Here is a 25,642-nt window from a genome sequence, read left to right on the forward strand (position 1 = left end):
TGCCGTGGAACCTCCCCTTCAGCGCGACCGCGCGGTCTCCAGCCGGGCTTCCATCTCCTGCAGCTCCCGGCCGGACATCCACGGGTAGAAGAGCCAGTTCGTGCGTTCCTCGACGTAGTAGTCCGGGCGCATCGGGGAGTACGCCTTCACCTGGAGGGTGGCCACCTTGGCGACCGCGGCACCCGCCTCCACGATCGTGTCGACCACCAGCCGGACGCTCTCCCCGGAATCGAGGACGTCGTCCACCACGAGCACGCGCCGACCGCGCAGGTCGACCCCGTTCAGGGGAACGACGACAGCCGCCTTCTCCGCCCGGTAGGCCCCGCCACCCTGCCCCGCCCCGGTCAGCTGGCCCCGCTGTTCGACCTTGATCCCCAGCACGAGGTCGATGCCGAGGGCGTTGGCCAGGATGACCCCGGGCACGGCTCCACCCCGCAGCACGCAGACCACCACGTCGAAGGGCTCGTGGATGGAGGCGGCCAGCCGTGCGCAGAGCGCGTCGATGTCGGCCCAGGTGTAGATGTCGATCTCCGCCACCGCGATCACCCCATGTAGCCGTTGCGGACTTCCCAGTCGATCGTGTTGCGCATGCTCACGTCGTAGATCGTCCCGGCGTCCGGGTACTTGCGGTACAACTCCGCTTCCCGTTCGGCCAGCGCGGTGATGTCCGCGACGGACGGCTGAGGGCGCCTCGCCATCGCCGTCCCGGGATCCGCGTGGAAGACGTTGGTGGCCAGCCCGATCCGTCGATCGAGGATCGCTTCCATCCCTTCCATGCTGCTCGCCAGCGGCTCCAGGCCCCAGATGATGCCGCAGTAGACCTGGTAGTCGCCGAAGACCTCCCGCGCGGCGTCCAGCGCGTCCCACCACTTGTCGTAGCCGTAGAGCCGGTCCTTGCCGGGGCAGATCGATGCGAACAGGTCCCGGTCGTAGATCTCGATGTTGAACGCGATGGAGGTGACGCCGGCCCGCTTGTACTCCTCGATCAGCCCCAGATCCTGCGGCGGATGCGTCAGCAGGTGCATCTTGATCTTGGGGGCGCAGGCGTCGTGGATCGCCCGGAGCGGCTCCAGGACCGTGCGCCGCACACCTTCGTCGTCCAACGGGGTGCCCGTCGTGTTGGTGATCATGGGGACGCGCCACCCGGAGTTCTGGATGTGCCGGGTGGCCTCCATGATCCGCTGCCGCGGGAAATCCTTGACCAGCGGTTTGGCCACCGTGCTGCGCGCCGCCCGCAGGGAACAGAAGCGGCACTGCGCTCCCCGGTCGAAGTAGTGGCAGTCCGGGTAGAGGAAGAACCCCGGAGTCACGGCCCCGTAGGCGGAGATGACGTCATCGGTGAGCACGCCGTCGCTGAGTTCCTTGCCGAAGAACGGCAGAGCCTCCGGGAGGCCGACAACCTGACTGAACCGTCCCTCGTGGTAGAGGCACAGGTCCTCACCCTCGAAACGCAGACTCCACGGCGAACCCTCCCGGCGGAGTACGGAGACAACGAGCTCGTCGCCCAGCAGCAGCACCTGCGGCAAGCGGTGGCCCCGCTCCACGCCTCGGTTGGTGACGCAGTATCCGTAGGTGTTCTCGTAGTACTCCTCCGATCTCGACGCGAACATATCGAGATCGAATTGCAGGCCGTTCGAAATGATCGACAACTTCTTCGCGAGTGAACTGCGCAAGCCTCCCCCTCGACGATCCGATCAATAAGGAAAGCAGAACAGCGAGCACGGGCGCCAGATGGCACGGCCACCCCCACAGGGGCACTACTTATCCGCCCTCCGCCCATCCGGGGGGAACATCAGTGATCGCCACAACGACACGCTCTATGCTCCCCTTGCCGACTCCCCTCCAAACTGCGTCCGCCCATTCCCTTCCGCCGCCCAATCACAGCTGTCGAGCCTCCCGTGATTTCCCTGAATGATCGGTAGCGAGAACTCGTCATCAGCCACTGCGACAGCCTCCTATCCCCCGAACCACACCTGGCCCAAGGCAGGCCACTCGCCACTTTTCGAGCCCTTTCGCGGCCGGCTCAAGGTCGCCCCTTTGGTTGTTCCTGATGCCGGAGATATGCCACGACAATCCTGGGGCGTTATTGAAGATGACCTCTGGTTGCGTACATCTGCTGACATCGGTGACGCACCACGCACCCGACTTCCAGCAGCACCCGCACCCACCGCTCGACCCCTCAAGCCTTCGGCTCACACCTCTGCGCCAGTGGAGCGACTGCGCGCCGGCTCACTGGGGGCACGTCCGATCGGGACGCCTGAGCTTCCAAGAGGCCCCTACTTTCGCAGTTCAGAGGCATGTTCGAGCAGAACTACGGCCTCTGAAGAGGTGCTCCAGCCCGTGGCCTGGGGGACTTCCCGCCCCCCGGGCCACGGGCACGCGACCGGGCCGCTACGCCCCCGGCTCGGGACGGCGGGCGCGGGGCCAGCGCTCGAGCATCTGCTGCAGTGACACGACGATCTTGGACCAGGAGTCGTTGATGTCGTGCGGGTGCCCGAACCCTCCGGTGGACTCGATGTCGATGAAGCCGTGGAAGGCACTGCGCATCATCCGGACCGCGTCGGTCAGGTCCGGTTCGCGCAGGTCGTAGGCGCGCAGCACCGAGTAGGTCAGTCCGGTGCTGTGGGTGAACCCGCCGGTGTCGGCGGGCGGGAGGGTGTCCGCCGAAAGCTGGGTCGCCGCGTAGCGGCCGGGGTGGCGCAGCGCGTAGCCCCGGTAGGCGTGGGCGAAGGCGGCGAGGCGGTCACCGGGCGAGGACCGGCCCGCGATGGACTCGGCGAGGCGGCTGCTCAGTTCCTCGGCCGCCAGCGAAGCCACCCGGGTGCGCACTTCCTGCAGGCCCCCGATGTGGGAGTAGAGGCTGGCGTCCTTGACTCCGAAGCCGCGCGCGAGCGCCGAGATGGTGACGTTCGCGAAGCCGACACTGTCGGCCAGGTCGGCCGCGGCGTGGACGATGCGGCTGGTGGTCAGGCCGACGCGTGCACCCAATTCGTTCGCTCCTCAAGCATGCCCGGCCCGACGCGGACGGCAGGGCGGGACGACGGAAGGCTTCCGGTTCGGCGGGGCGACGATGAAGCACCGCGTCCCGCACCGCCGGGGAGCGATGGTGCGGGACGCGGGCGACACCGGTGGCTCACTCGCCCCGGAGCTTGGCGATGATCCCCTCGGCGATGGCGCGCGGGACCTCGGCGTAGCCGTGGAACTGCATGCTGTAGCTGGCCCGGCCGGAGGTCTTGCCGCGCAGGTCGCCGACGTAGCCGAACATCTCGGACAGCGGCACCAGGGCCTGCACCAGGCGCGCGCCGGCGCGCTCGTCCATGGCCTGGATCTGGCCGCGGCGGGAGTTGATGTCGCCGATGACCTCGCCCAGGTAGTCCTCGGGGGTGGTGACCTCGACGGCCATGATCGGCTCCAGGAGCGCGGGGTGGGCCATCCGGGCGGCCTCCTTGAAGGCCTGCGAACCGGCGATCTTGAAGGCGAGTTCGGAGGAGTCGACCTCGTGGTAGCCGCCGTCGAGCAGAGTGACGCGGATGCCGGTCATCTCGTAGCCGGCCAGGACGCCGAACTTCATCGCCTCGCGGCAGCCGGCGTCGACGGAGGGGATGTACTCCTTGGGCACCCGCCCGCCGGTCACCTTGTTGACGAACTCGTAGGTGGCCTCCGCGCCGTCCTCGAGGGGCTCGATCGCGATCTGGACCTTGGCGAACTGGCCGGACCCGCCGGTCTGCTTCTTGTGGGTGTAGTCGACGCGCTCGACGGCCTTGCGGATGGTCTCGCGGTAGGCGACCTGCGGCTTGCCGACGTTGGCCTCGACCCGGAACTCCCGCTTCATGCGGTCGACCAGCACCTCCAGGTGCAGCTCCCCCATGCCTCCGATGACGGTCTGCCCGGTCTCCTCGTCCGCGTGGACCTGGAAAGAGGGGTCCTCCTCGGCCAGGCGCTGGATCGCCACGCTGAGCTTCTCCTGGTCGCCCTTCGACTTGGGCTCGATGGCGACCTCGATGACCGGCCTGGGGAAGTCCATCGACTCCAGGACGACCGGCTGCTGCTCATCGCACAGGGTCTCGCCGGTGACGGTCTGCTTGAGGCCCATGACGGCCACGATGTCGCCGGCCCCGGCCGCGTCGATCTCGGTGCGCTTGTTGGCGTGCATCCGGTAGACCTTGCCGATGCGCTCCCGACGGCCCTTGACCGGGTTCAGCACCGAACTGCCGGAGGCCAGGCGGCCGGAGTAGATCCGGACGAAGGTGAGCTTGCCCAGGTGCGGGTCCGACATGATCTTGAACGCCAGGGCGGAGAGCGGCTCGTCGTCGCTGGGCTTGCGCCGCACGACCTCCTCCGGGTCGGCGACCGCGTGGCCCTCGACCGCGCCGATGTCCAGGGGCGAGGGCAGGTAGCGCGCCACCGCGTCCAGGAGTGGCTGGACGCCCTTGTTCTTGAACGCCGAACCGCAGAACACCGGCGTGACGGTGCTGCTGCCGCCCGCCCCGGTGGAGGCGATCGTGATGCGCCGGACCGCGGCGTCCAGCTGTGCCACGGTGGGCTCGGTGCCCTCCAGGTACAGCTCCATGATCTGCTCGTCGTTCTCCGCGACGGCCTCGAGCAGCCGGCCGCGCCACAGGTCGGCGGCCTCGGCGTGCTCGGCCGGGATGTCGAGCACGTCGTACATCTCGCCCTTGACCGCGTCCGGGGACCAGAGCAGCGCCTTCATGCGCACCAGGTCGATCACGCCCCGGAAGTCGGCCTCGGCGCCGATCGGGAGCTGCATCACCAGGGGGTGCGCCCCCAGCCGGTCGGAGATCATGTCGACGCAGCGCAGGAAGTCGGCGCCGGTGCGGTCGAGCTTGTTCACGAAGCAGATCCGCGGCACCCCGTAGCGGTCGGCCTGCCGCCACACCGTCTCCGACTGCGGCTCGACACCGGCCACTCCGTCGAACACGGTGACCGCGCCGTCGAGCACCCGCAGGTTGCGCTCCACCTCGATGGTGAAGTCGACGTGCCCGGGGGTGTCGATCAGGTTTACGGTGTGGTCGACTCCGTCCAACTCCCAGTGGCAGGTGGTCGCGGCCGAGGTGATGGTGATCCCTCGCTCCTGCTCCTGCTCCATCCAGTCCATCGTGGCGGCGCCGTCGTGGACCTCGCCGATCTTGTACGACACACCGGTGTAGAAGAGGATCCGCTCGGTGGTTGTCGTCTTGCCCGCGTCGATGTGCGCCATGATCCCGATGTTGCGGACGGCAGCAAGGTCGAGCGAGTTCTCAGCCATGACGATCAGTACTTCCTGCGCAGTGGACGGATGGTCGAGCCGGGCTTTCCCGATGACTTACCGTCAGAGCTCGGCGGAAACAGCCGAGTTCAGAACGGACGGCACCGGACATGGCGCTCGACGGATGCCGTGGGGCACCCATGGTGTGAGCGGGGGATCCGCTGGACACGACCCTATACCTAAGATGGATTGGCTTTTGCCTAATATACACAGGGGCGCTATCGTGAGGAAGCATGAAGGCACTGACTGACCCGGAGATCCGCGCATCGTTCGTCAACTGCACCAAGGGGGAGGCGAGTCGGATCGCACTGCCGCGCTACCTTGCCGAACTCCCTTGGGAGGACATGGACTTCCTGGGTTGGCGGGACCCCGGAGCCCCCAACCGGAGCTACATCGTCGCCGAGCACGACGGACGGCTCGTCGGCGTTGCGCTGCGCTTCGCCCAGCGGACCGCCGGCGCCCACTACGGCTCCATGTGCTCGATCTGCCTGACCACGCATGTCGCCTCGGGCGTATCCCTGATGACGGCGCGTAAGGCGCGCCGGGTCAGCGACGACGAGTACGCGTCGGCCGGCGAGTACTTCTGCAGCGACCTCGCCTGCTCGCTGTACGTCCGGGACAAGAAGCGCGCGAACGCGTCGGGGATCCGGATGAAGGAGAACCTCACCACGGAGGAGAAGATCACCCGCACCCGGGCGAACCTGTCGAAGTTCCTGACCAAGGTCGTCACGGCCTAGGAACTGTGGGGCCGGTACGGCCTCGGCCCCCCGCCGAAGCCGTACCGGCCGCTCTCAGCGGGGCCAGCGCCGCCCGACCCGGGTGACGACCGCCGGGCGGGCCTGGACGAGGTGGATCTCGCCGTCCGCGGTGATGGCGCCCTCGATCTCCTGGGGCCCGCCGAAGTGGCCCTCCAGCCCGCGGGCCAGCCGGGCGATCCGCCGTGCGGTCTGGACGTCGAGCACCGGACGGTGCGCCAGGTCCTCGGGCACCTCGGTGACGGTGGTTCCCCCGGTGTCGGCGGGCACCAGTCGGCGGGTCTTGCGCACCGTGCGCAGCTCGACCACCCCGGTGCCGACGTCCACCGAGAAGCGGTCGACGTCCGCCCGCCCTCGCGTCACGCCCTCGCCCAGTCCGTAGGCCGCCGCCAGATGAGCCTGGTCGGCGATGTCCGGGGCGCTGCGGAGCTCGCGACTGACGGCCACGAAGGACCGCTCGGCCCGTACCAGTCGCTGGATCCCCACCGCCATCCGGGTCGCCGCCGGGTCACTGCCGCGGGCGAAGCGGTCGAGCACCCGCTCGGCGGTGAAGGCCGAGGCCCAGCACTGGGACACCCGGTCGATGAGCTCATCGCGCCCGACCACCAGGAAGCCGCCGCCCGGGGCCGGGGCCGCCTCCTCCCCGCCGCCGGGCGCCCCTGCCCGGGCAGGCACCGCACAGGACCGCACCGCCACGGTGCCACCGTCGTCGGTCAGGCGGTCGTATGCCTCCAGCAGCGCCGCGGCCAGGCCGTCCGGCACCCCGGCGCCGCGCACCTGGGCACGGGCCCGCGCCGCCCAGGCCGCCAGCTCCCCGGAATCCCGCACGGCCGGAGCGCTGATGCCGGTCTCGGCCTGCACCGTGTCGAAGGCCTCGACCGACACGCACACGAATTCCGGCACCCGGTACCCGGCCGCCAGCAGCCAAGCCTGACGCGCGAACTTGTGCCCCACCAGTAGCGGATCGGCGGCCTGCGTAGCGCCCCCGGGGAAGACCAGTCGGTGCGCCGCCGGCGCCGTCGCCCGGCGTCCGCCCCGCGCATCCGCCGTCGCAACCAGTCGCGTCTGTTCCGATATCACCGGTGCCTCCTCCTCACCCGATCGCCGGTGTTGCGTGCCGTACCGCACAGCGCGTCGGGTGCCGCCGGCCGTGGCCGGCGGCACCCGACGCGTTTCCGGGGCGGGGGCGCCGACGCCGCCGCGACCCGTCTCGCCGTCACTGACCCCACTGCATGTAGATCACCGGCGGCTCACGGCCGGGCAGCTGCTTCAGCGGCGCGAAGTCCAGGCCGAGCACCTCGCGCAGGGCCGTGGTCTCGCCCGGCCACTTGGGGTGGGCGAGCTCGTCGAAGGCCAGGATGCTCCCCTTGGTCAGGTGCGGCTTGATCGCCTCGAGCAGCTCCTTGGTCGGCTGGTACAGGTCCAGGTCGAAGTAGGCCATGGCGATGATCGTCTCGGGGTTGTCGGCCAGGTACTGCGGCACCGTCTCGCGGACGTCGCCCTGGACGACGAAGGAGCGCTGGGTGTGGCCGAAGGGCTCGGTGGCCTCGTGGGCGGCGAGCACCTCGCGCAGATGCTGCACCTCACCGTCGGGCACGGCGAAGCGGCCGGGCACGGCGCTGGTGCTGACCTTGTCGACCGAGTCGATGTCCTCGGGGAATCCGGTGAAGGTGTCGAAGCCGACGATGCGGCGCAGCGAGTTGTAGGGCTCGTAGATGCTGCGCAGCGCGGTCAGGGTGGCCAGGTGGCGGCCGTGGAGGACGCCGAACTCCATGATGGTGCCCGGAACGTCGCCCAGCATGCGGTACAGCTGGTCCATGGACAGCAGGTCGGCCAGCTGGTGGCGGCGCATGTAGACGGCGAGGTTGTCGATCAGGTACTGCGGCGGGATCGGCGTCTCGACGAGCAGCTTGGTCAGGCGCTCACGGGCGTCGCGGTCCTGGGCTGACTCGTGCGGCACGATCAGCGGGTCGGTGAACTTCTCTGCCGTCATGGGAGGTTGTCCTTTCGAGTGGTGCCGGGCCGACCGGTCCGGCGGATCCGTGGGGGTGGTGGTCAGGAGAGCCATGCGTCGGGGGCCGGGCCGCCCCGTCCGACCGGCGGGAACAGCTGCTCGAGCTGGGACAGGAGGGCCTCGGGCGGCGGTGAGGTGAGGGCGGCGAGCGCACCGTCGATGTGCTGCTCGGTGCGCGGACCGATCACCGCGGCGGTCACCCCGGGCCGGGACAGCGTCCAGGCCAGCGCCGCCTGCGCGGGATCGGTGCCGAAGTCGGCGCACAGCTTCTCGTAGGCCTCGATGGTGTCCCGGTGCTCCAGCAGGGCCTCCGCGGCCCGGCCCTGGGCCGACTTGACGGCGTCGTTGTCGCGCATCTTGCGCAACACGCCGCTGAGCAGGCCGCCGTGGAGCGGCGACCAGACCATGACGCCTAGTCCGTAGGCGGCGGCTGCGGGGATGACCTCCAGCTCGGGGTGGCGGGTGACCAGGTTGTAGACGCACTGCTCGGACACCAGTCCCAGGCCGTTGCGGCGCCGGGCCGCCTCCTGGGCGGAGGCGATGTCCCAGCCGGCGAAGTTCGAGGAGCCGACGTAGCGCACCTTGCCCTGGGTGACGAGCAGGTCCATCGCCTGCCAGATCTCGTCCCAGCCGACGGACCGGTCGATGTGGTGCATCTGGTACAGGTCGATGTGGTCCGTGCCCAGTCGGCGCAGCGAGGCCTCGCAGCCGGCGACGATGTTGCGGGCGGACAGGCCCTGGTCGTTGAGGCCGTCGCTCATCGGGTCGCCGACCTTGGTGGCGAGCACCACCTGGTCGCGACGGGCGGGCTGCTTGGCGAGCCAGCGGCCGATGACCTCCTCGGTGTGGCCCTTGTAGACGCGCCAGCCGTAGGTGTTGGCGGTGTCGACGACGTTGATGCCCTGGGCGAGGGCGTGGTCCATCAGCCGGTGCGCCTCGGGCTCCTCCACCCGGCCGCCGAAGTTGACGGTGCCGAGGACCAGTCTGCTGACGCGCAGTCCGGTGCGGCCGAGCCGTGTGTGGATCACGTGGTCTTCCCTTCGGACGGCCCTGACACGACGGCCAGGGCCTGGGTGGTGTCAGGCAGTCGGCGCACCAGGTCGCGCGCGCCGATCACGGCCAGTGCGACGCTGGTGAGCGTGGGGTTGCAGGCCGTGGGCGTCGGGATCACCCCGTTGCCCGCCAGGTAGAGGTTCTCCAGGCCCCAGACCCGGCAGGCCGGGTCGCAGACGCTGCTGCCGTCGTCGGCGGCGCCCATCCGCACGGTCCCCTGGTAGTGCAGGGAGCTGCCGCCGGGCAGGATCCACGGGCTCTCCCCCGCCAGCGGCCTGCCCACCAGCGCGCTCAGTCGCAGCGCCTCGGCCTGGGCGCGGCGCAGGGTGCGGCGGTCCGCTTCGCCCAGGGTGTGACGGATCGTCATCGCCGGCATGCCCAGCCAGTCCTGGTCGGTGTCGCTGAACTCCAGCCGGTTGTCGCGCCGCGGCTCCTGCGCGGTGAACAGGTGGATGGAGAGCAGGGGCTTGGCGGGCGGCTCGCCGGTACCGGGGCGGGCCAGGGTGGCCGGGTCGATCCGGGTGAGCATGCCGTGGAACGGGTACTCCTCGCCGTCGCAGGGGATCCAGGTCACCCCGCTGGCCGCGAGGGTGGAGACCGTGGAGTCCGACATCACCGGCGCCGGGCCCGTCGACTCCGCGGCCACGGCCTCCGCCTCGGGCAGGTCGACCTCGGCCAGCAGTGAGACCTGAGAGTGCTCGTTGAGGTAGCGACCCAGGGCACCGGGGCGCACGCCGGAGGCGAAGAGCAGCTGCGGGGTCCGCAGCGGGTCGGCCGCCACCACGACGTGTTCGGCCCGTACCTGGTACGCGGTGCCGTCGGCCCGGTCGCGCAGCCGGACGCCGAGGGCGCGGCCGTCCGCGGTGAGGATCCGCTCGCAGAGCGTGTCGGGGCGCAGTTCGAAGTGCGGGTTCGCGCCGGCGGCCAGGTCGCCGAGGACCACGTCGGTGCCGCAGCGCCGGAGGCCCGCCGGGGTGTTGCGGACCGCCATGGGCATGGGCTGCACCCGCCGCCCGGGGGCGCGGTCCTCGTCCAGGTCCGCGCCGAGCACCTGCTGCAGGTGGGCGGCGAAGGCCGAGCCCTGGAACTGCGTGCTCGAGACGTCGAGCAGTCGCTCGGCGACGGCGAGGGCCTCGTCCAGGACGGCGGGGTCGAGGAACGGGATCCGCTCCGTGCCGTCCGGACGGGGACTGGCACCGAACCAGTGGGATCCCATGCCGCCGACGTTGCAGGCCTGTTGGGCCGCCGGCAGGCCGTCGTCGGCGGGCTCGCCGGAGCCCGCCGGGATCAGCCCGGGCCGGGTGAGGAGCGCGCGGGCGCGGTCCTCGGGGGTCCGGTGCTGGGCGACGGCCGAGGCGGCCGAGAGCGGGTAGCGGTGCTGGTGGGGGCCCTGGGAGGCGATGACGGCGCGTTCGCGCTCGCCCGCGTCGGTCAGGTTGGCCAGGTGCGCGCCGGGCGGGTCGGTGACGGCGGGGCCGGCCTCGACCATCAGCACCCGGGCCCGGGGCCGGGCATCGGTGATGAGGCGGGCGTAGGCCGCCCCGGTGGGGCCGCTGCCGACGATGACGACGTCGACGTGCTCGGTGAAGTGCGGTTCGGACACGGCTGCGGTCCCCTCGGTCACAGCGAACGGGCGATGACGACGCGCTGGATCTGGTTGGTGCCCTCGATGATCTGGAGCAGTTTGGCCTCCCTCATCCAGCGTTCGACCGGGTGGTCCTGGACGTATCCGTAGGCGCCCAGGGCCTGCACGGCGTCGGTGGTGACGCGCATCGCGGTATCGGTGGCGAACAGCTTGGCGCGGGCGGCCGCGGCGGTGACGGCGGAGGGCGCGGCCCCCCGGTCGAGGGCCTGGGCGGCCTCGCGGACCAGCGCGCGGGCGGCCGCGACCTGGGTGGACATGTCGGCGAGCATGAAGGCCAGCCCCTGGAAGTCGGCGACGGGGCGCCCGAACTGACGGCGGGTCTTGGTGTAGGCGACCGCGTAATCCACGGCGGCCGCGGCCAGCCCCACGGCGCAGGTCGCGATGCCCAGGCGGCCGCGGTCGAACAGACCGGTGGCGATCAGGAACCCCTTGCCGGGCCGGCCGATCAGGCGCTCGGCCGGCACCTGCGCGCCGTCCAGGGCGATGGCCGCGGTGGGTGACGAGCGCGCGCCCATCTTCTTCTCCAGGCCCTGCACCACCAGACCGGGGGTGTCGGCGGCGGTGAGCAGCACTGACAGTCCGCGCGCGCCCTCGCCCCCGGTGCGGCAGAAGATGTTGTAGAAGTCGGCCTGACCGGCGTGGCTGATCCAGGACTTGGTGCCCTGGAGCGTGTAGGTGTCCTGCTCGCGGTCCAGGCGGGCGGTGCAGGCCAGCGCCGAGATGTCGGAGCCGGCCTCGGCCTCGGAGATGCAGTTGGCGCCGAGCCGCTGGCCGCCCAGCATGTCCGGCAGCCACCGCTCGCGCTGGCGGTCGGTGCCGTAGGCGGCCACCGGGTAGCAGGACAGGACGTGGATGTTGACCGACTGGGCGACGGCGAGCCAGCGCCGGGCGAGGATCTCCAGGACGGTGAGGTACTCCTCGTAGCCCAGGCCGCCGCCGCCGTACTCGGCGGGGTAGGGCAGGCTGAGCAGCCCGGCCCGGCCGAGGGTGTCGAGGATCTCCCGCGGGAAGTGCGACTGCGCCTCGAACTTGTCGGCGTTGGGGGCGAGTTCCTTGTCCGCCAGCTCCTCGGCCAGGGCCAGTAGCTCGCGCACCGCCTCCTTGGTCGATATCCGGGGCCCGTCGGCGACGAGGGGTAGATCGGTCATCGGGTCGGCGCCTCTCAGTGAGGATGGGTGTCGTGGACGGTACGGCGGGGGCCGGGGGTGCCGGCCGGCAGCGCGATGCGCAGGCGGACCCGGTGGGCGGGTCCGTCGAAGGCGAGGGCCGCGGCGCAGCCGCCCAGCGGGGGCAGCGTGCGCCAGGCGAAGTCCCGGCCGTGCCCGCGCCGGGCCAGCAGCGGCCCGGGGAACCGGCCCGGCCGACGGGTCAGACCGCGTCCGGTGGCCTTGGCGTGCGCCTCGAGGATCGTCCAGCGCCGGGCCAGGGCGGTGGGACGGCGGTCGGGGTCCAGGGCGGCCAGTTCGCGTTGCTGCTCGGGTGTGCAGCAGCGCCGCAGCAGGCCGTCGGTGATCGGGACCGGTGCCTGGACGTCGATGCCGACGGCGCGGCCGACGGCGACGGCGACGGCGACGGTCTCGCCGCTGTGGGACAGGCTAATGCCGGTCGCCGGCAGGTCCGCCAGCACGGGCTTGCCGCGGTCGGTCAGGACGATCCGGCTGGCGGCGGCCCCCGCCCCGAGGGTGTGGTCCAGAGCCCACCGCAGCAGTCCGCGCCCGGCGGTGAACTCCAGGGCCCGGTGCGGCGGGCAGGCCGCCGCACGGGTCCGTTCGACCGCGCTGAGCAGGTGCCCGTAGCGGTCCGCGGCGGTGGCGGCGTCGCAGACGGCCACCAGGATGCCGGGGGTGGCGTGGCCACTCACCACGTGCTGATGTCCGGCCAGGTGCGCCGGACCCGGCGCACGGCGTAGTCCCAGTACGAGCGCACCGACAGGTCGGCGTAGATGAAGTCGCGCTTGAGGGCGACGTCCTTGTCGCTCGACCAGCTGTAGGGGACGCCGGCCTGTTCGGCGAGCAGTTGCAGCCGGCAGGCGCGCTCGAGGACCTGGGCGAACACGGCCGCGTGCCGCACGCTCCGGCCGATCACCACCGAGCCGTGGTTGCGCAGCAGGACGCCGTTGCCGTCGCCGAGCGCGTGCGCGATGGCCTCGCCGGTCTCCTGGTCCAGGACCGTGTTGCTGGTCAGGGTGAACAGGCCCAGGGCGTCGACGAAGTGCGCGCCGTCGTGCGAGACGGGTCGCAGCGTCAGGTGGGTGGCGCCGAACACCAGGGTGTGCGGGGCGTGGCTGTGCACGATGCCGTTGACGTCCGGGCGGGCGCGGTAGATCGCCTGGTGCAGCGGGAGTTCCGGTGGGGCCAGCGGATCGATGGGGGCCGCCGGATTGGTGTCGGCCGCCACGATCTGGTCGGGACTCGCCTCGTCGAACCCGACCAGGGCGTTCTTGATGTAGAAGGTGTCCGAGCCGGGCATCCGCGCGGAGATCTGCCCCTGGTTGAAGTCGTCGTGTCCGTCCAGGGAGAGCATCCGGGCGCCCAGGGAGATCTGCTCGGCCATCCGGGTCGGCACCCGGCGTTCGGTCGTGGTCGCCGTCACTGGCTCTCCTCCGCTCGGCCGGTGGCGCGCGCCATGGCGGCCACCATGTCGTCGAACACCTCGTGGACGGTGTAGCTGCCGGGGGCGTGGCCCACGGCCCAGGTCGCGACCCCGATGGCGCCGGCCGCGGCCGCCCGGAGCGAGGCGACGTGATGGCTGATCACCAGGCTCTGCTCCGGCCAGCCGAGGCTGACGGTGTGGTCGCTGACGGCGGGCCCGTGGCGCAGCGAGGCCACGTCGGCGGGGTCGGCCCCGGTCTGCCGGGTCCACTCCCGGGCCAGCAACTCGGCCGTGGTGCTGGGCCGGTGGGCCTTGGTGGCCGGGTGGCGCTCCAGCACGGCGGCCTCGGGCACGGCGCCGTCGATGCCGGCCCGCGCCATCGTCGTCACCACCTGCGCGACGCTGCGCAGGGCGCGGGTCTGCAGGTAGTTGCCCAGCGACAGGTTGGCGGCCAGCACCACCGGCACCCCGGCGGCCAGGGCTCGCAGTCGCTGCAACTGGGCGTCGGGCAGCGCGGAGACGCACTCGACCAGCGGCAGTCCGAGCTCACCGCACAGGTCGGCGACCTGGCCGGTGACGGCCGGGGCGGAGCAGTCGATGACGACGTCGGCCGCGGGGCCTTGGCGCCAGGTGTCCACGGCGCGGGGCTCGTAGACCCGTACGGAGTGCCCCTCGGCCTGGGCGAGTCCGCCGACCGCCGCGGCGAGCCGGCCGGTGCCGACGATCCCCAGGACCGGCTCAGGCATCGCCGGACTCCAGCTGCTGACAGACCAGGTCGACGATGCTGTCGATGGTCTCGAAGCGCTCGCTGTCCTCCTCCGGGTCCAGGTAGACACCGAGCTCGTTCTCCACGGTGTCGATCATCCGGATGTAGGCGAGGGAGGAGTAACTGACGGCTGGCAGCGACCAGTTGGCGGCGGCGAGGGCCTGCTCGGTCAGATCGCCCTCGGCGGAGCCGAGCACGATGCGCACGATGCGCGGACGGATCTGGTTCGGGGACACGGGCATGACTGCGTTCTCCTGGCGGGTCGTCACTGGGGCTGGCCAGTGGTGTCGAACAGGCCGCGCAGCTGGGCCATGGCGGGTTTGCCGGTGGAGCCGCGGGGGATCTGGGGCACGACGCGGATGAGACTGGGGACCTTGTAGGCGGCGATGCGCTCGGACAGCCGGCGGCGCCCCTCGGCCGGGTCGAAGCCGGGTTCGGCGGTGATCACGGCAGCCAGTGCGCTGCCACCGTGCCGGTCGGGGGTCTCCAAGACGACCGCGTCGGTGATGCCGGGGACGTCGAGGAGCGCGTGGGTGACCTCGAGGGCGTCGATCTTGCGCCCGCCGACGTTGATCTTCTGGCTGGTGCGTCCGGTGAGCACCAGGCTGCCGTCGCTGAGGTAGCCGGTGTCGCCGGTGTGGTAGAAGCCGTCCTGGTCGATGCGGCCCTCCAGTACGCCGGGGGCGTTGAGGTAGCGGGTGCCCATGGACTGGCTGTGCACCTGCACCACCTCGGGCGCGGCCGCGGTGCCGGCCCGCAGGCGCACGCCGGGCAGCGGCTGGCCCAGGCCCGGATCGGTCAGCGGGTCCGCAGCGAAGGTCAGCGGGCCCGCCTCCGCCACCCCGAAGTAGTTCTGCAGCGGCACGCCGGTGCGCGCCGTGAACTCGCTCCGGGTGTCGGGGCGCAGCGGCGCCGCCGAGGAGACCGCCATCCTCAGGTTCGGCGGTGCGGTGCCGTCGGCGGGGCGGCGGACCAGCGACTCGTAGAGCGCCGGGAAGCCGACCAGCCGGGTGGCGGCGGTGCTCGCGAGCAGCCGCGACACCGCGCCGCCGGTGGGCAGTCCGCTGCCCAGGTGCAGGTCGGCGCCGACCAGGAAGGCGGAGAGCAGTGAGGTGTTGAAGGCCAGGCCGTTGGAGAGGGAGGCGAAGCACAGGATGCTGTCGCCGCCCGAAAGGCCGGTGCCCTCGGCCCAGTTCGCCGCGGCCCGGTGCACCGCGGTGCCGGCGAACTCGATGCAGTTGGGACGGCCGGTGGAGCCGGAGGTGAACCGGCACACCTGGGTCAGGTCGTGCAGCGCGGGGGCGTCCTCCCGCGCGGGCAGGCCGGTCGCCAGCAGCGACCCCAGCGTGCCGCGCGGGGTGCCGACCTCGGGCGCGGCCGCGGCCTCGTCCTGGAGCAGCAGGTCGAGCCCGCAGTCCTGCCAGATGAGCTGCACCTCGCGCGGGCCGCTGGCCCGGTCGATCAGGAAGGGCACGCTGCCGGCCTTGAGGACGGCCAGGTAGGCGACCAGGTAGGCGACCGAGTTGCCGGACTGGATGGCGACCCGGTGCCGCTCGCCGGGGCCGAGCAGGGCGCGCAGCTGGGTGGCCTGCTCATCGGCGGCCCGGTCCAGCTCCCGGTGCGTGAGGCGGGTGTGACGGTCCGTGACCTGCGCCCGGCCGCCGCCGTCGCGCAGGGCCTTGGTCATGATGTCGGCGAGCATCGGTCAGCGCCCCCCGTGGGCGTAGGCGCCCTGCAGGCGGTCGATCTTTCGGGCGGCGGCGCCGCGCGGCCCGAGCATCGCGACGTAGAGGACCTCGTCCTGATCGGTCAGCCCGGCGAGGCGGTGCCAGGCCGCGGCGTCGAAGCCACCGATGGTGGTGATCGCCACGTCGGCGTCGGTGGCGCCCAGGTAGAGCAGGTGGGCCAGGGCCCCGGCGCGCAGCAGCGCGTGGTCGATCCCGGCCATGCCGTGCCGGAAGACCTGCTCCCGGCGGCCGTGGAAGACGACGGCGGCGGCCGTGTGACGCAGGTGCTCCTGCCCCATGCAGATCCGCACCAGGTCGTCGTCACTGCTCGTGACGCGACCGCGGGGTGCGGCGTCCTCGGTACCGGCGCCCAGGACGCGGTAGGCGCCGGGGGCCAGACCGTCCACCCGGCGGGCGACCAGCGTGGCGCCGAAGCCGTCCGCGGGCGGCAGGTCGGTGGGCAGCGGGGTGCTCATGACGGCCAGCGCCCGCCGAAGCGCGTCGGCCGGCACCGGGCCGGGCCCGAAGTCCTTGGCGGAGCGCCGGACGGCGGCGAGCCGGGCCAACCGGGCCAGCTGGGCCGGCTGCGGCGCCGCGGCCGCCTCGGTGCCGTCCAGCAGGCTGAGCGGCGGGGTGCCTGAGGACGCGGTCGGCCATTCGTGACGGAATTCGGCCAGCTGTTGCCAACATCGGTACTCGAAGTGCTCGGGCCGCCGGGGCGAGCGGTGCGTGTCCCGGTGGTCGGTGCAGCTCCAGGCGCCGGGCTCGGGCGACCGGTGGCCGGCCGGGCCGTCCAGCAGCAGCACGCTGTGCGGCAGGAGGTAGTCGTCCCCCAGGCCGAGCAGGGTGTTCAGCGGGCCGGTCGCGGCACCGGTCAGCCACCGCGCCCGGCGGTGTCCGGCCGCGGCCAGGCACAGCAGATGGGTGCCCAGGTGCGCGGTGTCCAACTGGGCGTACAGATAGCCGCGTTCGTCGTACTTACGGATGGACAGCCAGGGCCGCACCACGAGCAGCACCAGGCTGGCGTCGGGGCCCGGCAGCGCGAGGCCGCCGTCGCACAGCGCCTTGTCCACCTCCTCGCCTTCGTGGGTGAGGTAGCAGGTGCGCCGGGCCACGTCCACGGAGAACACCCGCGGCCCGTCCGGACCGCCGGTGACCACCCGCAGTTCGTAGGGCTGCAGCGCGCCGGCCGAGGGGGCGCTGTGACCGCCGGTGGCGGAGCCTTGCGCGGAGGCCTCGAACAGGGCCAGGGCGGCGTGCAGTTCGGCGGGTACGGCCATCGGCCGCGGGCGCGGCGTGCCGTCGGGGGCGGCGACCAGCGTCATCCGCCGCCACAGGCGCTGGGCGGTCTGCTCGGCCCGCTCGGCGCCGAGCCCGTCGGCCGGGTCGGCCAGGCCCCCCAGGGGGTGCCCTGCGGCCCGGTCGCACACCAGAGAGTCTTGATCGTTCACCGGTTTCGCTTCTCCTTTCCTGCCAAGACGGAGCGGCGTCAGCACCTGCGGCTGCCACTGGCGGATGAGACGCGCCAAGGTGATTGCGTACGCAGAGTGAGCATTGCCGAAGACGGGGAACGGGATTTCCAATTAATCCGGTGAAATAATCTTGCCAGAGGCGATCAAGGCCGTGTAGACCATTTAGTGGCCTGGAGCGGCCATGACCGCCGGGGGACATGCCAGCAGGGAGGCCGCGAGGTGCCGGTGCAGCAGGATGAAATGTCGGAGAATGCCGTGGGAACGCTGTCGGAGCTACTGGAAAGGCAGCAGCGGGCGCTGGTCAGCGCGGCGGACTGCGCCCGGCTGCTGGAGTCCCACGTGTCCGCGCTGGCCGTGCACCGCGCCGCGGTCCCGACTGGCCGCGCCGGCGACCCGGTGGAGGTCCACGACCCGGCGCGGGCCCATGAGCTGCTCGACGCCGCGGTGGCGCTGGCCCGCGATCAGATCCGCCTGATCCAGCCGTCGGTCATCGCCCGCCACCTGGTCATCGACCGCCTGGGCGGCGACTGGCGGGAGCGCGGGTCGCGGGTCAACGTGCGCACCATCCACCAGAGCGGCCTATTACAGAACGCCACGGCCGTCTCCCACCTGGAGAAGCTCTCCCGGCGCGGGGTCCAGATCCGGGTGGCGCCGCTGCTGCCGTTCCGGCTGGTCGTCGTCGACGACGAGATGGCGCTGGTGTGCCTGCCGGACTCGACGCTGCTGGTGCGCCAGCCGGCCCTGCTGCAGGTCCTCGTCCGGATCTTCGAGTACTGCTGGGACGACGCGCGCGACCTGCGCACCGGCGCGGCGGAGGACGACGGGCCGTGCCCGGACGACCGGCCGGTCGGCACCCGGGCCCCGGTGAGCCTGACCGAGCAGCAGCTGGTCATCCTGCGGCTGTGGGCCAAGGGCCGCCAGGACCTGGAGATCGCCCGCGAACTGCACGTCTCCCCGCGCACCCTGCGCCGCACGGTGTCCGCGCTGCTGCGCCGACTGGGCGTGAGCAGCCGCTTCGAGGCCGGCGTCATCGCCGCGCGGACCCACCAGCTGCTGCCCGAGCCGGATCCGCTGCCCGCGCACTCCTGACACCCGGCGGCCAGGGCGGCGCGCCGGGCCCTGGCCGTCAGCGGCCAACTTGCCCCCTGCCGCGCGCGGCGCACGCTTGGCAGAATCGAGCGGTACGGGCTGCCGCGGCCCCCGACCGGGCCGGCGCACCGGCCCGCTGCCCTGCGCGCACGACGTGCCGTCGACCGCCGCGCATCCCTTTCTCCAGTGCCCCGCCCGCCGGCGCGACCGCCGGATGCGCCCACCCGGTCGCACCCGCCCGCCCGCGCGCCGGCCACCCCCATCCACCCTCCCCCCGGGAGTCCGCCATGCGTGTTGCCCGCAACGCCCCGACCATCGACGCCGTCACGGCGCCGCCCCTGCCCGTCCTGGGAACGGACGTCATGGTGCCGCTCGTCACCGGCGACGACGTGCCCTACGCGGCCCTCGACTACGCGGCCAGCGCCCCGGCCCTGCGCAGCGTCTGGGAGGAGGTGTGCGGGTACGTGCCGTACTACGGCAGCGTGCACCGCGGCGCCGGCTACCTCTCGCAGCTGTCGACCGACCTGTACGAGGCCAGCCGCGTCACCGTGCACGAGTTCCTCGGCTGTCGCGCCGACGACGAGGTCGTCTTCACCCGCTCCACCACCGACTCGCTCAACCTGCTGGCCTCGGTGCTCCCGGCCGGCACCCAGGTCTACGCCTTCGAGACCGAGCACCACGCGGCGCTGCTGCCCTGGCGCGGCGCCGAGGTCACCGTCCTGCCCGCGCCGGCGTCGCGCCAGCAGGCGGTCGAGACCGTGGCCGAGGCGCTGGCGGGCCGCGACCCGCACCGGCCGGGCCTGGTGTGCGTCACCGGCGCCTCCAACGTGACCGGCGAGCTGTGGCCGATCGCCGAGATCACCGAGGTGGCCCATGCCGCCGGGGTGCGCGTGGTGGTGGACGCCGCGCAGCTGGTACCGCACCGCCCGGTGGACCTCGCCGAGCTGGGCGCGGACTACATCGCCTTCTCCGGCCACAAGATGTACGCGCCGTTCGGCGCCGGCGTGCTCGCCGGCCGCCCCGACTGGCTGGCCGCCGCCGAGCCCTACCTGGCGGGCGGCGGCGCCAGCCGGCTCGTCGTGCACGGCGAGCAGGGCCTGTCGGTCCAGTGGCAGCAGGGCAGCGCGCGGCACGAGGCCGGCTCGCCCAACGTCATCGGCGCGTACTCGGTGGCGGCGGCCTGCCGGGCGCTGAGCGCCGCGGGGTTCGAGACGCTGGTGGCCCGCGAGGAGGCGCTGCTGGAGCGGACGCTGACCGCGCTGGCCGGCATCCCCGAGGTGCGGGTGCTCTCCCTGCTGGGCCGGACCAGCCCCCGGGTGGGGGTGATCGGCCTTGTCGTCGACGGGTGGAACAGCTCCCACCTGGCGGCGGCGCTGTCCGCCGAGCACGGCATCGGGGTGCGCGACGGCATGTTCTGCGCCCACCCGATGGTGCGCCGCCTGCTGGGCGCCGACCCGGACCAGCCTCAGGAGTGCGCCGCCCCGGAGCCGGCCGGGCCGGGCGAGCGGCCCGCCAACGCGGTGCGGATGAGCTTCGGGGCGGGGACCCCCGTGGAGCACCTGGACCGGTTCGTCGCGGCGGTGGCGGACCTGGTCGCCAACGGCGCCCGCTGGACCTACCGGACCGAGGGCGGCCGCTGCGTTCCGGTGCGCTGACGGGAACGCCGAGATGTGCGCCCGCATTACCCGAGGAATTCGGGAGTGCGGGCGCACATCTCTTTTCGGAAAAGCGACTGGTTATGCGTCGGCCGATTTCCGCCGGGAATGCTATGAGGACAGGCCGAAGGAAGGCCGCCCGGGCGGGTTCCGGGCGGCCACGAACCAGGAAATCGATTACGGAGAGTAGTTGTATCGGGGTCAGTAGGTCGGCAGCGAGGGGTCGATCCGCTCGGCCCAGGCGACGATGCCGCCGCCCAGGTGCGCGGTGTCCAGGCGGCCGGCCTGCCTGGCCACCGCCAGCACCTCGGCGGAGCGGATCCCGGACCGGCACAGGAACACGATCCTGCGGTCGGTGGGCAGCCGCTGGACCGCGTCACCGTTCAGGAACTCGTCCTTGGGGACGAGCATCGAGCCGGGCAGGCTCACGAAGGCGTACTCGTCGGGCTCGCGCACGTCCACCAGGGCGATCGGCTCCTCGCCGTCGAGCAGCTCCTTCAGCTCCTCCACCGACAGGGTCGACTCGCGCGCCGCCACGGCGGCCTGCGGCGACAGGAGCCCGAAGAACGGCTCCGCCGCGGTCGGTTCGGCCGGCCGGTCAGTGCGCGGATCGCGGCGCAGCGGCACGGTCACGCAGGTGGCGGCCATCGCGTCGTACTTCATCACCCGGCCCACCAGCGGCTCGCCGGCGCCGGTGAGCAGCTTGAGGGCCTCGGTGGCCATGGTCACCGCCAGCCAGGACCCCACCGCCCGCAGCGCGCCGGACATGCCGCGGAAGTAGGGGGTGGGAGGCTCCGGGAACAGGTCCCGCAGGGTGGCGCCGTGGACGTCCCAGAAGACCGCCACCCGCCCGCCGGTGGCGTCCATGGACCCCCACACGTAGGGCTTGCCGGCCTGCGCGCAGACATCGTCGGCCAGTTGACAGCGGGCCGGGTCCTCACCCGCGCAGACCACCAGGTCGTAGCCGGCGACCAGGTCCGCCGCGGTGGTCACGTCGAAGCGGCCCTCGACGACGGTGCGCACCGCCGGGTGGGTGGCGGTCAGGGCCCGGGCCCAGGCGTCGGCGCGGGTGGCCGGCTCGTCGGCCACGATGCCCAGGTAGCGGTCCCACGGGTTGAGCGGGGAACCGTCGCTGATGCCGATGGTGCCCACGCCCCAGTCGGCGAGGTGGGCGATCAGCGGTGCGCCGATCTCGTCCGCGCCGATGACCAGCACCCGGGCGGCGGCGAGCCGGCGCTGCGCCGTCATGCCGTGGCCGGCCAGGATCACCTGGTGCGCGTGCCGCCGGGCCTCGTCCTCGGACAGGTCGGAAGCGGGCTCCGCGAGTGGGGGGAAGGGCATGTGTGCTCCTGTCTTGGAAGGATGACGATGCATCAGGACGCGTCGGCGGCGGCCCAGTCGGGCACGTTCAGGATCTCCAGCACCGCGGCGCCCCAGTTGAAGCCGTAACCGGCCCCCGCCAGCAACACGCGGTCGCCTGCGGCCAGTTGACCGGTGCGCAGCAGGTGGTCGAGGGCGGCGGCCTGGTCCCCGGAGCCCAGGTGGCTGATCTGGCGGCCGAACTCCCAGGTGGTGCGCTCGCGCTCGACGCCCATCTCGGCGAGCATGCCCCACCAGCGCACCGTCTGGCCGTTGTTGGGCATGACGAAGCGCCGGATGTCGTCGGCCTCGCACTTGGCCTCCGCCAGTGCCTGCTGGAGGCACCCGCTGATGCCGTCGGCGACCCGCAGCGAGATCTCCTCCAGGTCGCTCAGGTGGCGGCGCATGAAGTCGGCCTTCCGCCCGCGCATGTTGAGCGGCTTGTCGCCCGCGGCCGGGGCGTCCTTGAGCGTCCGCCCGCGGTACATGCCCTCCAGCGAGGAGTCCGAGGTGAGCACGCAGGAGACGACGCGGGCGAACCCCGGGCGCCTGGTGAGCAGCATGGCGGTGCCGCCGTCGGCCATCACCGTGCCGCTCTCGGTGCGGAACCGGTCGAAGCCGGGGAGGCAGAACCGCTCGCCGGTGGTGATCAGGACGGCGGCGGTGTCCTCGCAGGCGGCCAGAAAGGTCGAGGCGAGCGAGAGGGCGGCCAGCCCCCCGTTGGACTTCTGGTCAACCTCCACGGCCGGGGCGCCGCCACCGATGGTGTGGTGCTGGATGTAGGAGGACGGGGTCCACATGTCCTGGCCCTGGAAGTACGCGCTGGCGTGCAGCAGCAGCCGGACGTCCGCCGGGTCGGCCTCGGAGCGTTCCAGCGCCTGGCGCACGGCCGCGACCGCGAGGTCGGGGGCGTGGTCGTCCTCGGAGACGGTCACTCCCAGCAGGCCGTTGGCGATGTGCTCGGACGCGGCGTACCGGCCGTCGGCTGCCGCCTCGGCGAGGTCGAGCCTGCGACCCAGCCGTACGCCGAGGCTGTCGAGGTAGATGTCGTTGACGAGCATGTCCAAACCTTCCGTCGGCGGTGGGGGCGATGGAACCGGGCGTTCAGTGGTGGGGCGTCACAGGTAGGCACCCCCGGTGGCCTTCAGGCATTCGCCGGTCACCCAGCGGGACTGCTCGGAGGCCAGGAACGCGACGACGTCGGCGACGTCGCCCGGCTGGCCGAGCCGGCCGAAGACCGTCCTGGCCGCCGCCTCCGCGGCCTCCTCGGGGTGCTCGCGCAGCCGGGCGCGGTGCAGGTCGGTCTCGATCAGTCCGGGGGCGACCGTGTTGACGGTGATGCCGGACGGTCCCAGCTGCGCGGCGAGCGAGCGGCTGAACGCCTCCAGCGCGCCCTTGCTCATGGCGTAGCCCAGGACGTGCGGGTGGGCGACCTGATGGGCGACGGAGGACACGTTGACGATCCGGCCGCCCTCGCCCATCAGCGTCAGGAGCCGCTGCGCGATGAAGAGCGGGGACTTGACGTTGATCTCGAACACCCGGTCGAGGTCCTCGGGCGTGATGGTGGTGATGTCGGCGCGGCAGCCGATGCCCGCGTTGTTGACCAGGACGTCCAGCCGGGCCGCGCCGGTGTGCTCGCGCAGGCCTGCCTCGACGCCGGCGGCCAGGGTCTCGACGGCGCCCGGGGTGCCCAGTTCGGCCCGCACCGGGAAGGCGTTGCCGCCGGCGGAGCGCACCGCCGCCACGGCCTGGGCGGCGGCGGCGTCGTCGCGCCCGTAGTGGACGGCCACCGTCGCGCCCATAGCGCCCAGGCGTTCGGCGATGGCCCGTCCGATGCCCCGGCCGGCGCCGGTGACCAGCGCGGTCCGCGGTGCGGGACCATTCATGGCTTTCCCCCTCGAAGAGTCGTACATGGCACGGATGAAGAGCACGGCCCGGGCGGCGACCACCGCGCCCGGCCGGTGCGGGGGTGCGGCCCGGTCGGGGACCGGCGGGTGGCCGTCACGCGGGCCGGCCGCTCCCGCGCGGTGCTCGCGCGCGGTCCAGGAGTGCGGTCAGGACGTCCGCCAGCTCGGCCTCGGGATCGCCCGCCGGCACCCGGGTCCGCCAGCCGACGAAGCCGTCGGGGCGGACCAGCAGTGCGCCGCCGTCCTCGATGCCGACGGCGGCGGCCCAACTCGGGACGGACTCCACGGCCGCCTCGACGAGGTGGGCGTCGACCGGGACGTCGAGCCGGGACGCCACCTCGGCCGCTGCCTTCAGCCATGCCGCTCCGTCCGGTCCGGCGAGCAGCGTGAAGCGGTAGTCGACCAGGTCCAGCGTGGAGCGCGTCCGCCCGCCCGGAGCCAGCCAGTGGTGCGGCAGCCGGGAGCCGGGCGAGCCGTCCAGGTCGGGCTCGACCTCCTCCGTGGAGGGCAGCGGCGCGACCGGGCCGATCACCGCGCCGGAGTCGTAGCGGTAGCCGAGGTGGATCACCGGTGCGTTGAGCGCGCCGGCCGAGGCGCGGTGCCGGCGGCCCTGCTCGCCGGTCTGCCAGTGCAGGGACGGGTCCTCCAGGCGCAGCATCGACTGCTCCAGCGCGGTGGCGGCGACCGGGCGGCGCTCGTGCTCGTAGCTGTCCAGCAGGGCGTCTCCGGCCTGTCCGCCCAGCACGCAGGCCAGTTTCCAGGCCAGGTTGTGGGCGTCGGCCGCACCGGTGTTCATGCCGAAGGCGCCGACCGGGGGAATGACGTGGGCGGCGTCCCCGGCGAGGAAGACCCGACCGTCCCGGAACCGGTCGGCGAGCGCCCCGCGCACCTGCCAGGGCAGGATGCTCACCACCTCGAGGGGCAGGTCGTCGCGGCCGACGGCGGCCCTGATCCGGTCGGCGCACCGCTGCGGGGTGAAGTCGTCCGGGGTGAGGCCGGCGTCCCGCGGATAGCGGAAGGCGTAGATCCACTCGCGGTCGCCGTCGACGGGCAGCAGGCCGCCCGCCGCCTCGGGGGTGGTGATGTCGCAGACGGTGAACGGCCGGCCGCCGGTGAACTCGCTGAGGTCCGCGTGGAAGAGCACGCTGATCAGCGGGTCGCCGATGACACCCGGCCCGCTGGTGCCGATGCCCAGGCTCTCGCGGACGCCACTGCGGGCGCCGTCCGCGGCCACCAGGTAGCGGGCCCGGACCTCGACGAGGCCGTCGGGGCCGGTCAGGCGCGCGGTGACCCGTGCGTCGTCCTGGGCGAAGGCGACCATCTCGGTACCGAACTCGATCCGCGCACCGGCGTCGCGCGCCGCGGCGGTGATCACCTTGTCCAGGCGGCCCTGGGGGCAGGTGCCGCGCAGGTGGCGCGGCGTCACGTCGCGGAACGCGTCGGTGCGGGGCGGGGCCTGTGCGGACAGGGTCTCCAGGTCGGCCTCCGCCAGGGTGGGGGTGGCGAACATCTGGAGGTCACCGCCCCGCATGTCCATGCACTCGGCGTCGACGGCGTCGGCGATGCCGGCCGTGTGCAGCAGTTCCACGGTGCGCGGCCCGATGCCCATGGCCCGCGGGTGCGCCAGCGGTGCCGGGTGCCGCTCGGCGACGAGGGTGCGCACCCCCGCGCGGGCGAGGAACAGGGCGGTGAAGAGACCCACCGTACTGCCCCCGACCACCAGCACGTCGGTGTCCAGGGCCTCGGTGGCCGGGGTCCCGTTGTCCGGGGCATCGATGTCGCTGCTCGGCATTGCTTCGGCTCTCCTCGTCTGGGCCGGCACGGGTCTTGCGGGATCAACAACGGCAGGCGGATGCCGCCCCGGTCACGGCCGGGGCGGCACGGCGCGGGGCGGCGCTGGTCAGGCGTCGAAGGGCGGCATCGCCGGGGCCCCGGGGTCCCAGGCGGCCAGGAAGCGGTCCTGCCGGGAGACGTCCATCATCTCGAGGCTCACGCCCAGGCTCTCCAGCCGGTGGTAGCTGTAGGGACGCCCCAGCGGGCAGGCGTCGAACTCCGGGGTGAAGCCGTCCTCGGACAGTCGGGCCGCACTCTTCGTCACATCGGCGGTCCAGAAGCCCAGATGGTGGCAGCGGGCACCCAGGCTGGAGTCCCAGGGACTGCCGGGCGGGCCCTGCACCAGCTCGGTGTAGGGCGCCCCGCCGCGGGTGAAGGCCAGGCGGTACTCCCACGGCCCGAGCGAGTCCTCCAGGATGCCGGACCACTGGGCGCCGACGGTCCGGGTGAGGTCCGCCATCGCCGCCTCGATGTCGGGGACCACGAAGCACACGTGATAGAACACGGCG

General features: G+C 72.6%; 23 protein-coding genes. 3 read left to right on the forward strand and 20 right to left on the reverse strand.

All coding sequences use genetic code 11. The features are described 5' to 3' along the window. Window positions 1-18: 18 nt before the first annotated feature. The 4 genes from ACWCYO_RS13095 to fusA all read right to left on the reverse strand — a co-directional run bounded on the left by ACWCYO_RS13095 (window position 19) and on the right by fusA (window position 5,266). Complete coding sequence (locus tag ACWCYO_RS13095; protein WP_270147353.1) at window positions 19-537, reverse strand: phosphoribosyltransferase; 519 nt, start codon at window positions 535-537, stop codon at window positions 19-21. 5 nt (window positions 538-542) lie between these two features. Then, a complete protein-coding gene (locus tag ACWCYO_RS13100; protein WP_449784282.1) occupies window positions 543-1,673 on the reverse strand; it encodes a radical SAM protein in 1,131 nt (376 codons plus the stop codon). A 718-nt stretch (window positions 1,674-2,391) separates the two neighbouring features. Then, window positions 2,392-2,988: a TetR/AcrR family transcriptional regulator gene (locus ACWCYO_RS13105; protein WP_270147349.1), complete on the reverse strand. Its 597-nt coding sequence runs from the start codon at window positions 2,986-2,988 to the stop codon at window positions 2,392-2,394. A 145-nt stretch (window positions 2,989-3,133) separates the two neighbouring features. Next, complete coding sequence (fusA, locus tag ACWCYO_RS13110) at window positions 3,134-5,266, reverse strand: elongation factor G (RefSeq protein ID WP_270147347.1); 2,133 nt, start codon at window positions 5,264-5,266, stop codon at window positions 3,134-3,136. 233 nt (window positions 5,267-5,499) lie between these two features. Between fusA and ACWCYO_RS13115 the strand changes: the two genes are divergently transcribed. Further along, window positions 5,500-6,003 (forward strand): FBP domain-containing protein, encoded by a 504-nt coding sequence (locus tag ACWCYO_RS13115; protein WP_270147345.1) that lies wholly within the window; start codon window positions 5,500-5,502, stop codon window positions 6,001-6,003. A gap of 54 nt (window positions 6,004-6,057) precedes the next feature. Here the strand turns inward: ACWCYO_RS13115 and ACWCYO_RS13120 are convergent, their stop codons facing one another. The 11 genes from ACWCYO_RS13120 to ACWCYO_RS13170 form a co-directional block, all read right to left on the reverse strand. Continuing rightward, entirely contained in the window at window positions 6,058-6,975 is a 918-nt protein-coding gene (locus ACWCYO_RS13120) for a PEP/pyruvate-binding domain-containing protein (RefSeq protein ID WP_270147344.1), read from the reverse strand. Between the two features lie 262 nt (window positions 6,976-7,237). Then, the gene (locus ACWCYO_RS13125; protein WP_270147342.1) at window positions 7,238-8,014 is read right to left on the reverse strand and encodes a class I SAM-dependent methyltransferase; all 777 of its coding nucleotides are present in this window, start codon (window positions 8,012-8,014) and stop codon (window positions 7,238-7,240) included. Between the two features lie 62 nt (window positions 8,015-8,076). Next, a complete protein-coding gene (locus ACWCYO_RS13130) occupies window positions 8,077-9,063 on the reverse strand; it encodes an aldo/keto reductase (protein WP_449784283.1) in 987 nt (328 codons plus the stop codon). Next, window positions 9,060-10,691 carry a GMC oxidoreductase gene (locus tag ACWCYO_RS13135; protein ID WP_449784284.1) on the reverse strand — a complete coding sequence of 544 codons (1,632 nt, stop codon included), beginning with the start codon at window positions 10,689-10,691 and terminating at the stop codon, window positions 9,060-9,062. Before ACWCYO_RS13135 ends, ACWCYO_RS13130 begins: the two co-directional genes overlap by 4 nt. Window positions 10,692-10,708: 17 nt before the next feature. After that, on the reverse strand, window positions 10,709-11,881 hold the full coding sequence (locus tag ACWCYO_RS13140) for an acyl-CoA dehydrogenase family protein (protein ID WP_270147338.1): 1,173 nt from the start codon (window positions 11,879-11,881) through the stop codon (window positions 10,709-10,711). A gap of 14 nt (window positions 11,882-11,895) precedes the next feature. Next, window positions 11,896-12,594: a 4'-phosphopantetheinyl transferase family protein gene (locus ACWCYO_RS13145; RefSeq protein ID WP_270147337.1), complete on the reverse strand. Its 699-nt coding sequence runs from the start codon at window positions 12,592-12,594 to the stop codon at window positions 11,896-11,898. After that, window positions 12,591-13,325 (reverse strand): class II aldolase/adducin family protein, encoded by a 735-nt coding sequence (locus tag ACWCYO_RS13150; protein WP_270147336.1) that lies wholly within the window; start codon window positions 13,323-13,325, stop codon window positions 12,591-12,593. The genes ACWCYO_RS13145 and ACWCYO_RS13150 overlap by 4 nt, the downstream gene beginning before the upstream one ends. Further along, the gene (locus tag ACWCYO_RS13155) at window positions 13,322-14,071 is read right to left on the reverse strand and encodes a dihydrodipicolinate reductase C-terminal domain-containing protein (protein ID WP_449784285.1); all 750 of its coding nucleotides are present in this window, start codon (window positions 14,069-14,071) and stop codon (window positions 13,322-13,324) included. The genes ACWCYO_RS13150 and ACWCYO_RS13155 overlap by 4 nt, the downstream gene beginning before the upstream one ends. Continuing rightward, window positions 14,064-14,333 carry a hypothetical protein gene (locus ACWCYO_RS13160; RefSeq protein ID WP_270147333.1) on the reverse strand — a complete coding sequence of 90 codons (270 nt, stop codon included), beginning with the start codon at window positions 14,331-14,333 and terminating at the stop codon, window positions 14,064-14,066. The genes ACWCYO_RS13155 and ACWCYO_RS13160 overlap by 8 nt, the downstream gene beginning before the upstream one ends. A gap of 23 nt (window positions 14,334-14,356) precedes the next feature. Further along, window positions 14,357-15,793, reverse strand: coding sequence for a class I adenylate-forming enzyme family protein (locus tag ACWCYO_RS13165; RefSeq protein ID WP_449784286.1), 1,437 nt, complete (start codon window positions 15,791-15,793; stop codon window positions 14,357-14,359). Window positions 15,794-15,796: 3 nt separating this feature from the next. Next, on the reverse strand, window positions 15,797-17,269 hold the full coding sequence (locus ACWCYO_RS13170; RefSeq protein WP_270147331.1) for a nitroreductase family protein: 1,473 nt from the start codon (window positions 17,267-17,269) through the stop codon (window positions 15,797-15,799). 276 nt (window positions 17,270-17,545) lie between these two features. Here ACWCYO_RS13170 and ACWCYO_RS13175 point away from each other — a divergent pair, with 276 nt between their 5' ends. Both ACWCYO_RS13175 and ACWCYO_RS13180 read left to right on the forward strand, forming a co-directional pair. After that, window positions 17,546-18,379, forward strand: a complete 834-nt coding sequence (locus tag ACWCYO_RS13175) for a helix-turn-helix transcriptional regulator (RefSeq protein ID WP_270147330.1) — start codon at window positions 17,546-17,548, stop codon at window positions 18,377-18,379. A 287-nt stretch (window positions 18,380-18,666) separates the two neighbouring features. Then, the gene (locus tag ACWCYO_RS13180; protein WP_270147328.1) at window positions 18,667-20,034 is read left to right on the forward strand and encodes an aminotransferase class V-fold PLP-dependent enzyme; all 1,368 of its coding nucleotides are present in this window, start codon (window positions 18,667-18,669) and stop codon (window positions 20,032-20,034) included. A gap of 201 nt (window positions 20,035-20,235) precedes the next feature. On the opposite strand, the gene ACWCYO_RS13185 is transcribed toward ACWCYO_RS13180, so the two are convergent. The 5 genes from ACWCYO_RS13185 to ACWCYO_RS13205 all read right to left on the reverse strand — a co-directional run bounded on the left by ACWCYO_RS13185 (window position 20,236) and on the right by ACWCYO_RS13205 (window position 25,638). Next, the gene (locus ACWCYO_RS13185; RefSeq protein WP_449784287.1) at window positions 20,236-21,375 is read right to left on the reverse strand and encodes a ThiF family adenylyltransferase; all 1,140 of its coding nucleotides are present in this window, start codon (window positions 21,373-21,375) and stop codon (window positions 20,236-20,238) included. Between the two features lie 32 nt (window positions 21,376-21,407). Next, complete coding sequence (locus ACWCYO_RS13190; RefSeq protein WP_270147326.1) at window positions 21,408-22,454, reverse strand: ketoacyl-ACP synthase III family protein; 1,047 nt, start codon at window positions 22,452-22,454, stop codon at window positions 21,408-21,410. A 57-nt stretch (window positions 22,455-22,511) separates the two neighbouring features. Continuing rightward, window positions 22,512-23,279, reverse strand: a complete 768-nt coding sequence (locus ACWCYO_RS13195) for an SDR family NAD(P)-dependent oxidoreductase (RefSeq protein ID WP_270147325.1) — start codon at window positions 23,277-23,279, stop codon at window positions 22,512-22,514. Window positions 23,280-23,394: 115 nt separating this feature from the next. After that, window positions 23,395-25,092, reverse strand: a complete 1,698-nt coding sequence (locus ACWCYO_RS13200) for an FAD-dependent monooxygenase (protein ID WP_449784288.1) — start codon at window positions 25,090-25,092, stop codon at window positions 23,395-23,397. Window positions 25,093-25,200: 108 nt separating this feature from the next. Then, window positions 25,201-25,638 carry a VOC family protein gene (locus ACWCYO_RS13205; protein WP_270147323.1) on the reverse strand — a complete coding sequence of 146 codons (438 nt, stop codon included), beginning with the start codon at window positions 25,636-25,638 and terminating at the stop codon, window positions 25,201-25,203. Between the last annotated feature and the right edge of the window lie 4 nt (window positions 25,639-25,642).

This window comes from Kitasatospora sp. NPDC001683, from assembly GCF_053596495.1.

Bases quoted from the DNA above. Each gene is read 5' to 3' on its own strand.
- fusA (WP_270147347.1), bottom strand. From the start codon at position 5,266: ATGGCTGAGAACTCGCTCGACCTTGCTGCCGTCCGCAACATCGGGATC.
- ACWCYO_RS13125 (WP_270147342.1), bottom strand. From the start codon at position 8,014: ATGACGGCAGAGAAGTTCACCGACCCGCTGATCGTGCCGCACGAGTCA.
- ACWCYO_RS13165 (WP_449784286.1), bottom strand. From the start codon at position 15,793: ATGCTCGCCGACATCATGACCAAGGCCCTGCGCGACGGCGGCGGCCGG.
- ACWCYO_RS13180 (WP_270147328.1), top strand. From the start codon at position 18,667: ATGCGTGTTGCCCGCAACGCCCCGACCATCGACGCCGTCACGGCGCCG.
- ACWCYO_RS13140 (WP_270147338.1), bottom strand. From the start codon at position 11,881: ATGACCGATCTACCCCTCGTCGCCGACGGGCCCCGGATATCGACCAAG.
- ACWCYO_RS13115 (WP_270147345.1), top strand. From the start codon at position 5,500: ATGAAGGCACTGACTGACCCGGAGATCCGCGCATCGTTCGTCAACTGC.
- ACWCYO_RS13200 (WP_449784288.1), bottom strand. From the start codon at position 25,092: ATGCCGAGCAGCGACATCGATGCCCCGGACAACGGGACCCCGGCCACC.
- ACWCYO_RS13185 (WP_449784287.1), bottom strand. From the start codon at position 21,375: ATGCCCTTCCCCCCACTCGCGGAGCCCGCTTCCGACCTGTCCGAGGAC.
- ACWCYO_RS13155 (WP_449784285.1), bottom strand. From the start codon at position 14,071: ATGCCTGAGCCGGTCCTGGGGATCGTCGGCACCGGCCGGCTCGCCGCG.
- ACWCYO_RS13160 (WP_270147333.1), bottom strand. From the start codon at position 14,333: ATGCCCGTGTCCCCGAACCAGATCCGTCCGCGCATCGTGCGCATCGTG.
- ACWCYO_RS13190 (WP_270147326.1), bottom strand. From the start codon at position 22,454: ATGCTCGTCAACGACATCTACCTCGACAGCCTCGGCGTACGGCTGGGT.
- ACWCYO_RS13195 (WP_270147325.1), bottom strand. From the start codon at position 23,279: ATGAATGGTCCCGCACCGCGGACCGCGCTGGTCACCGGCGCCGGCCGG.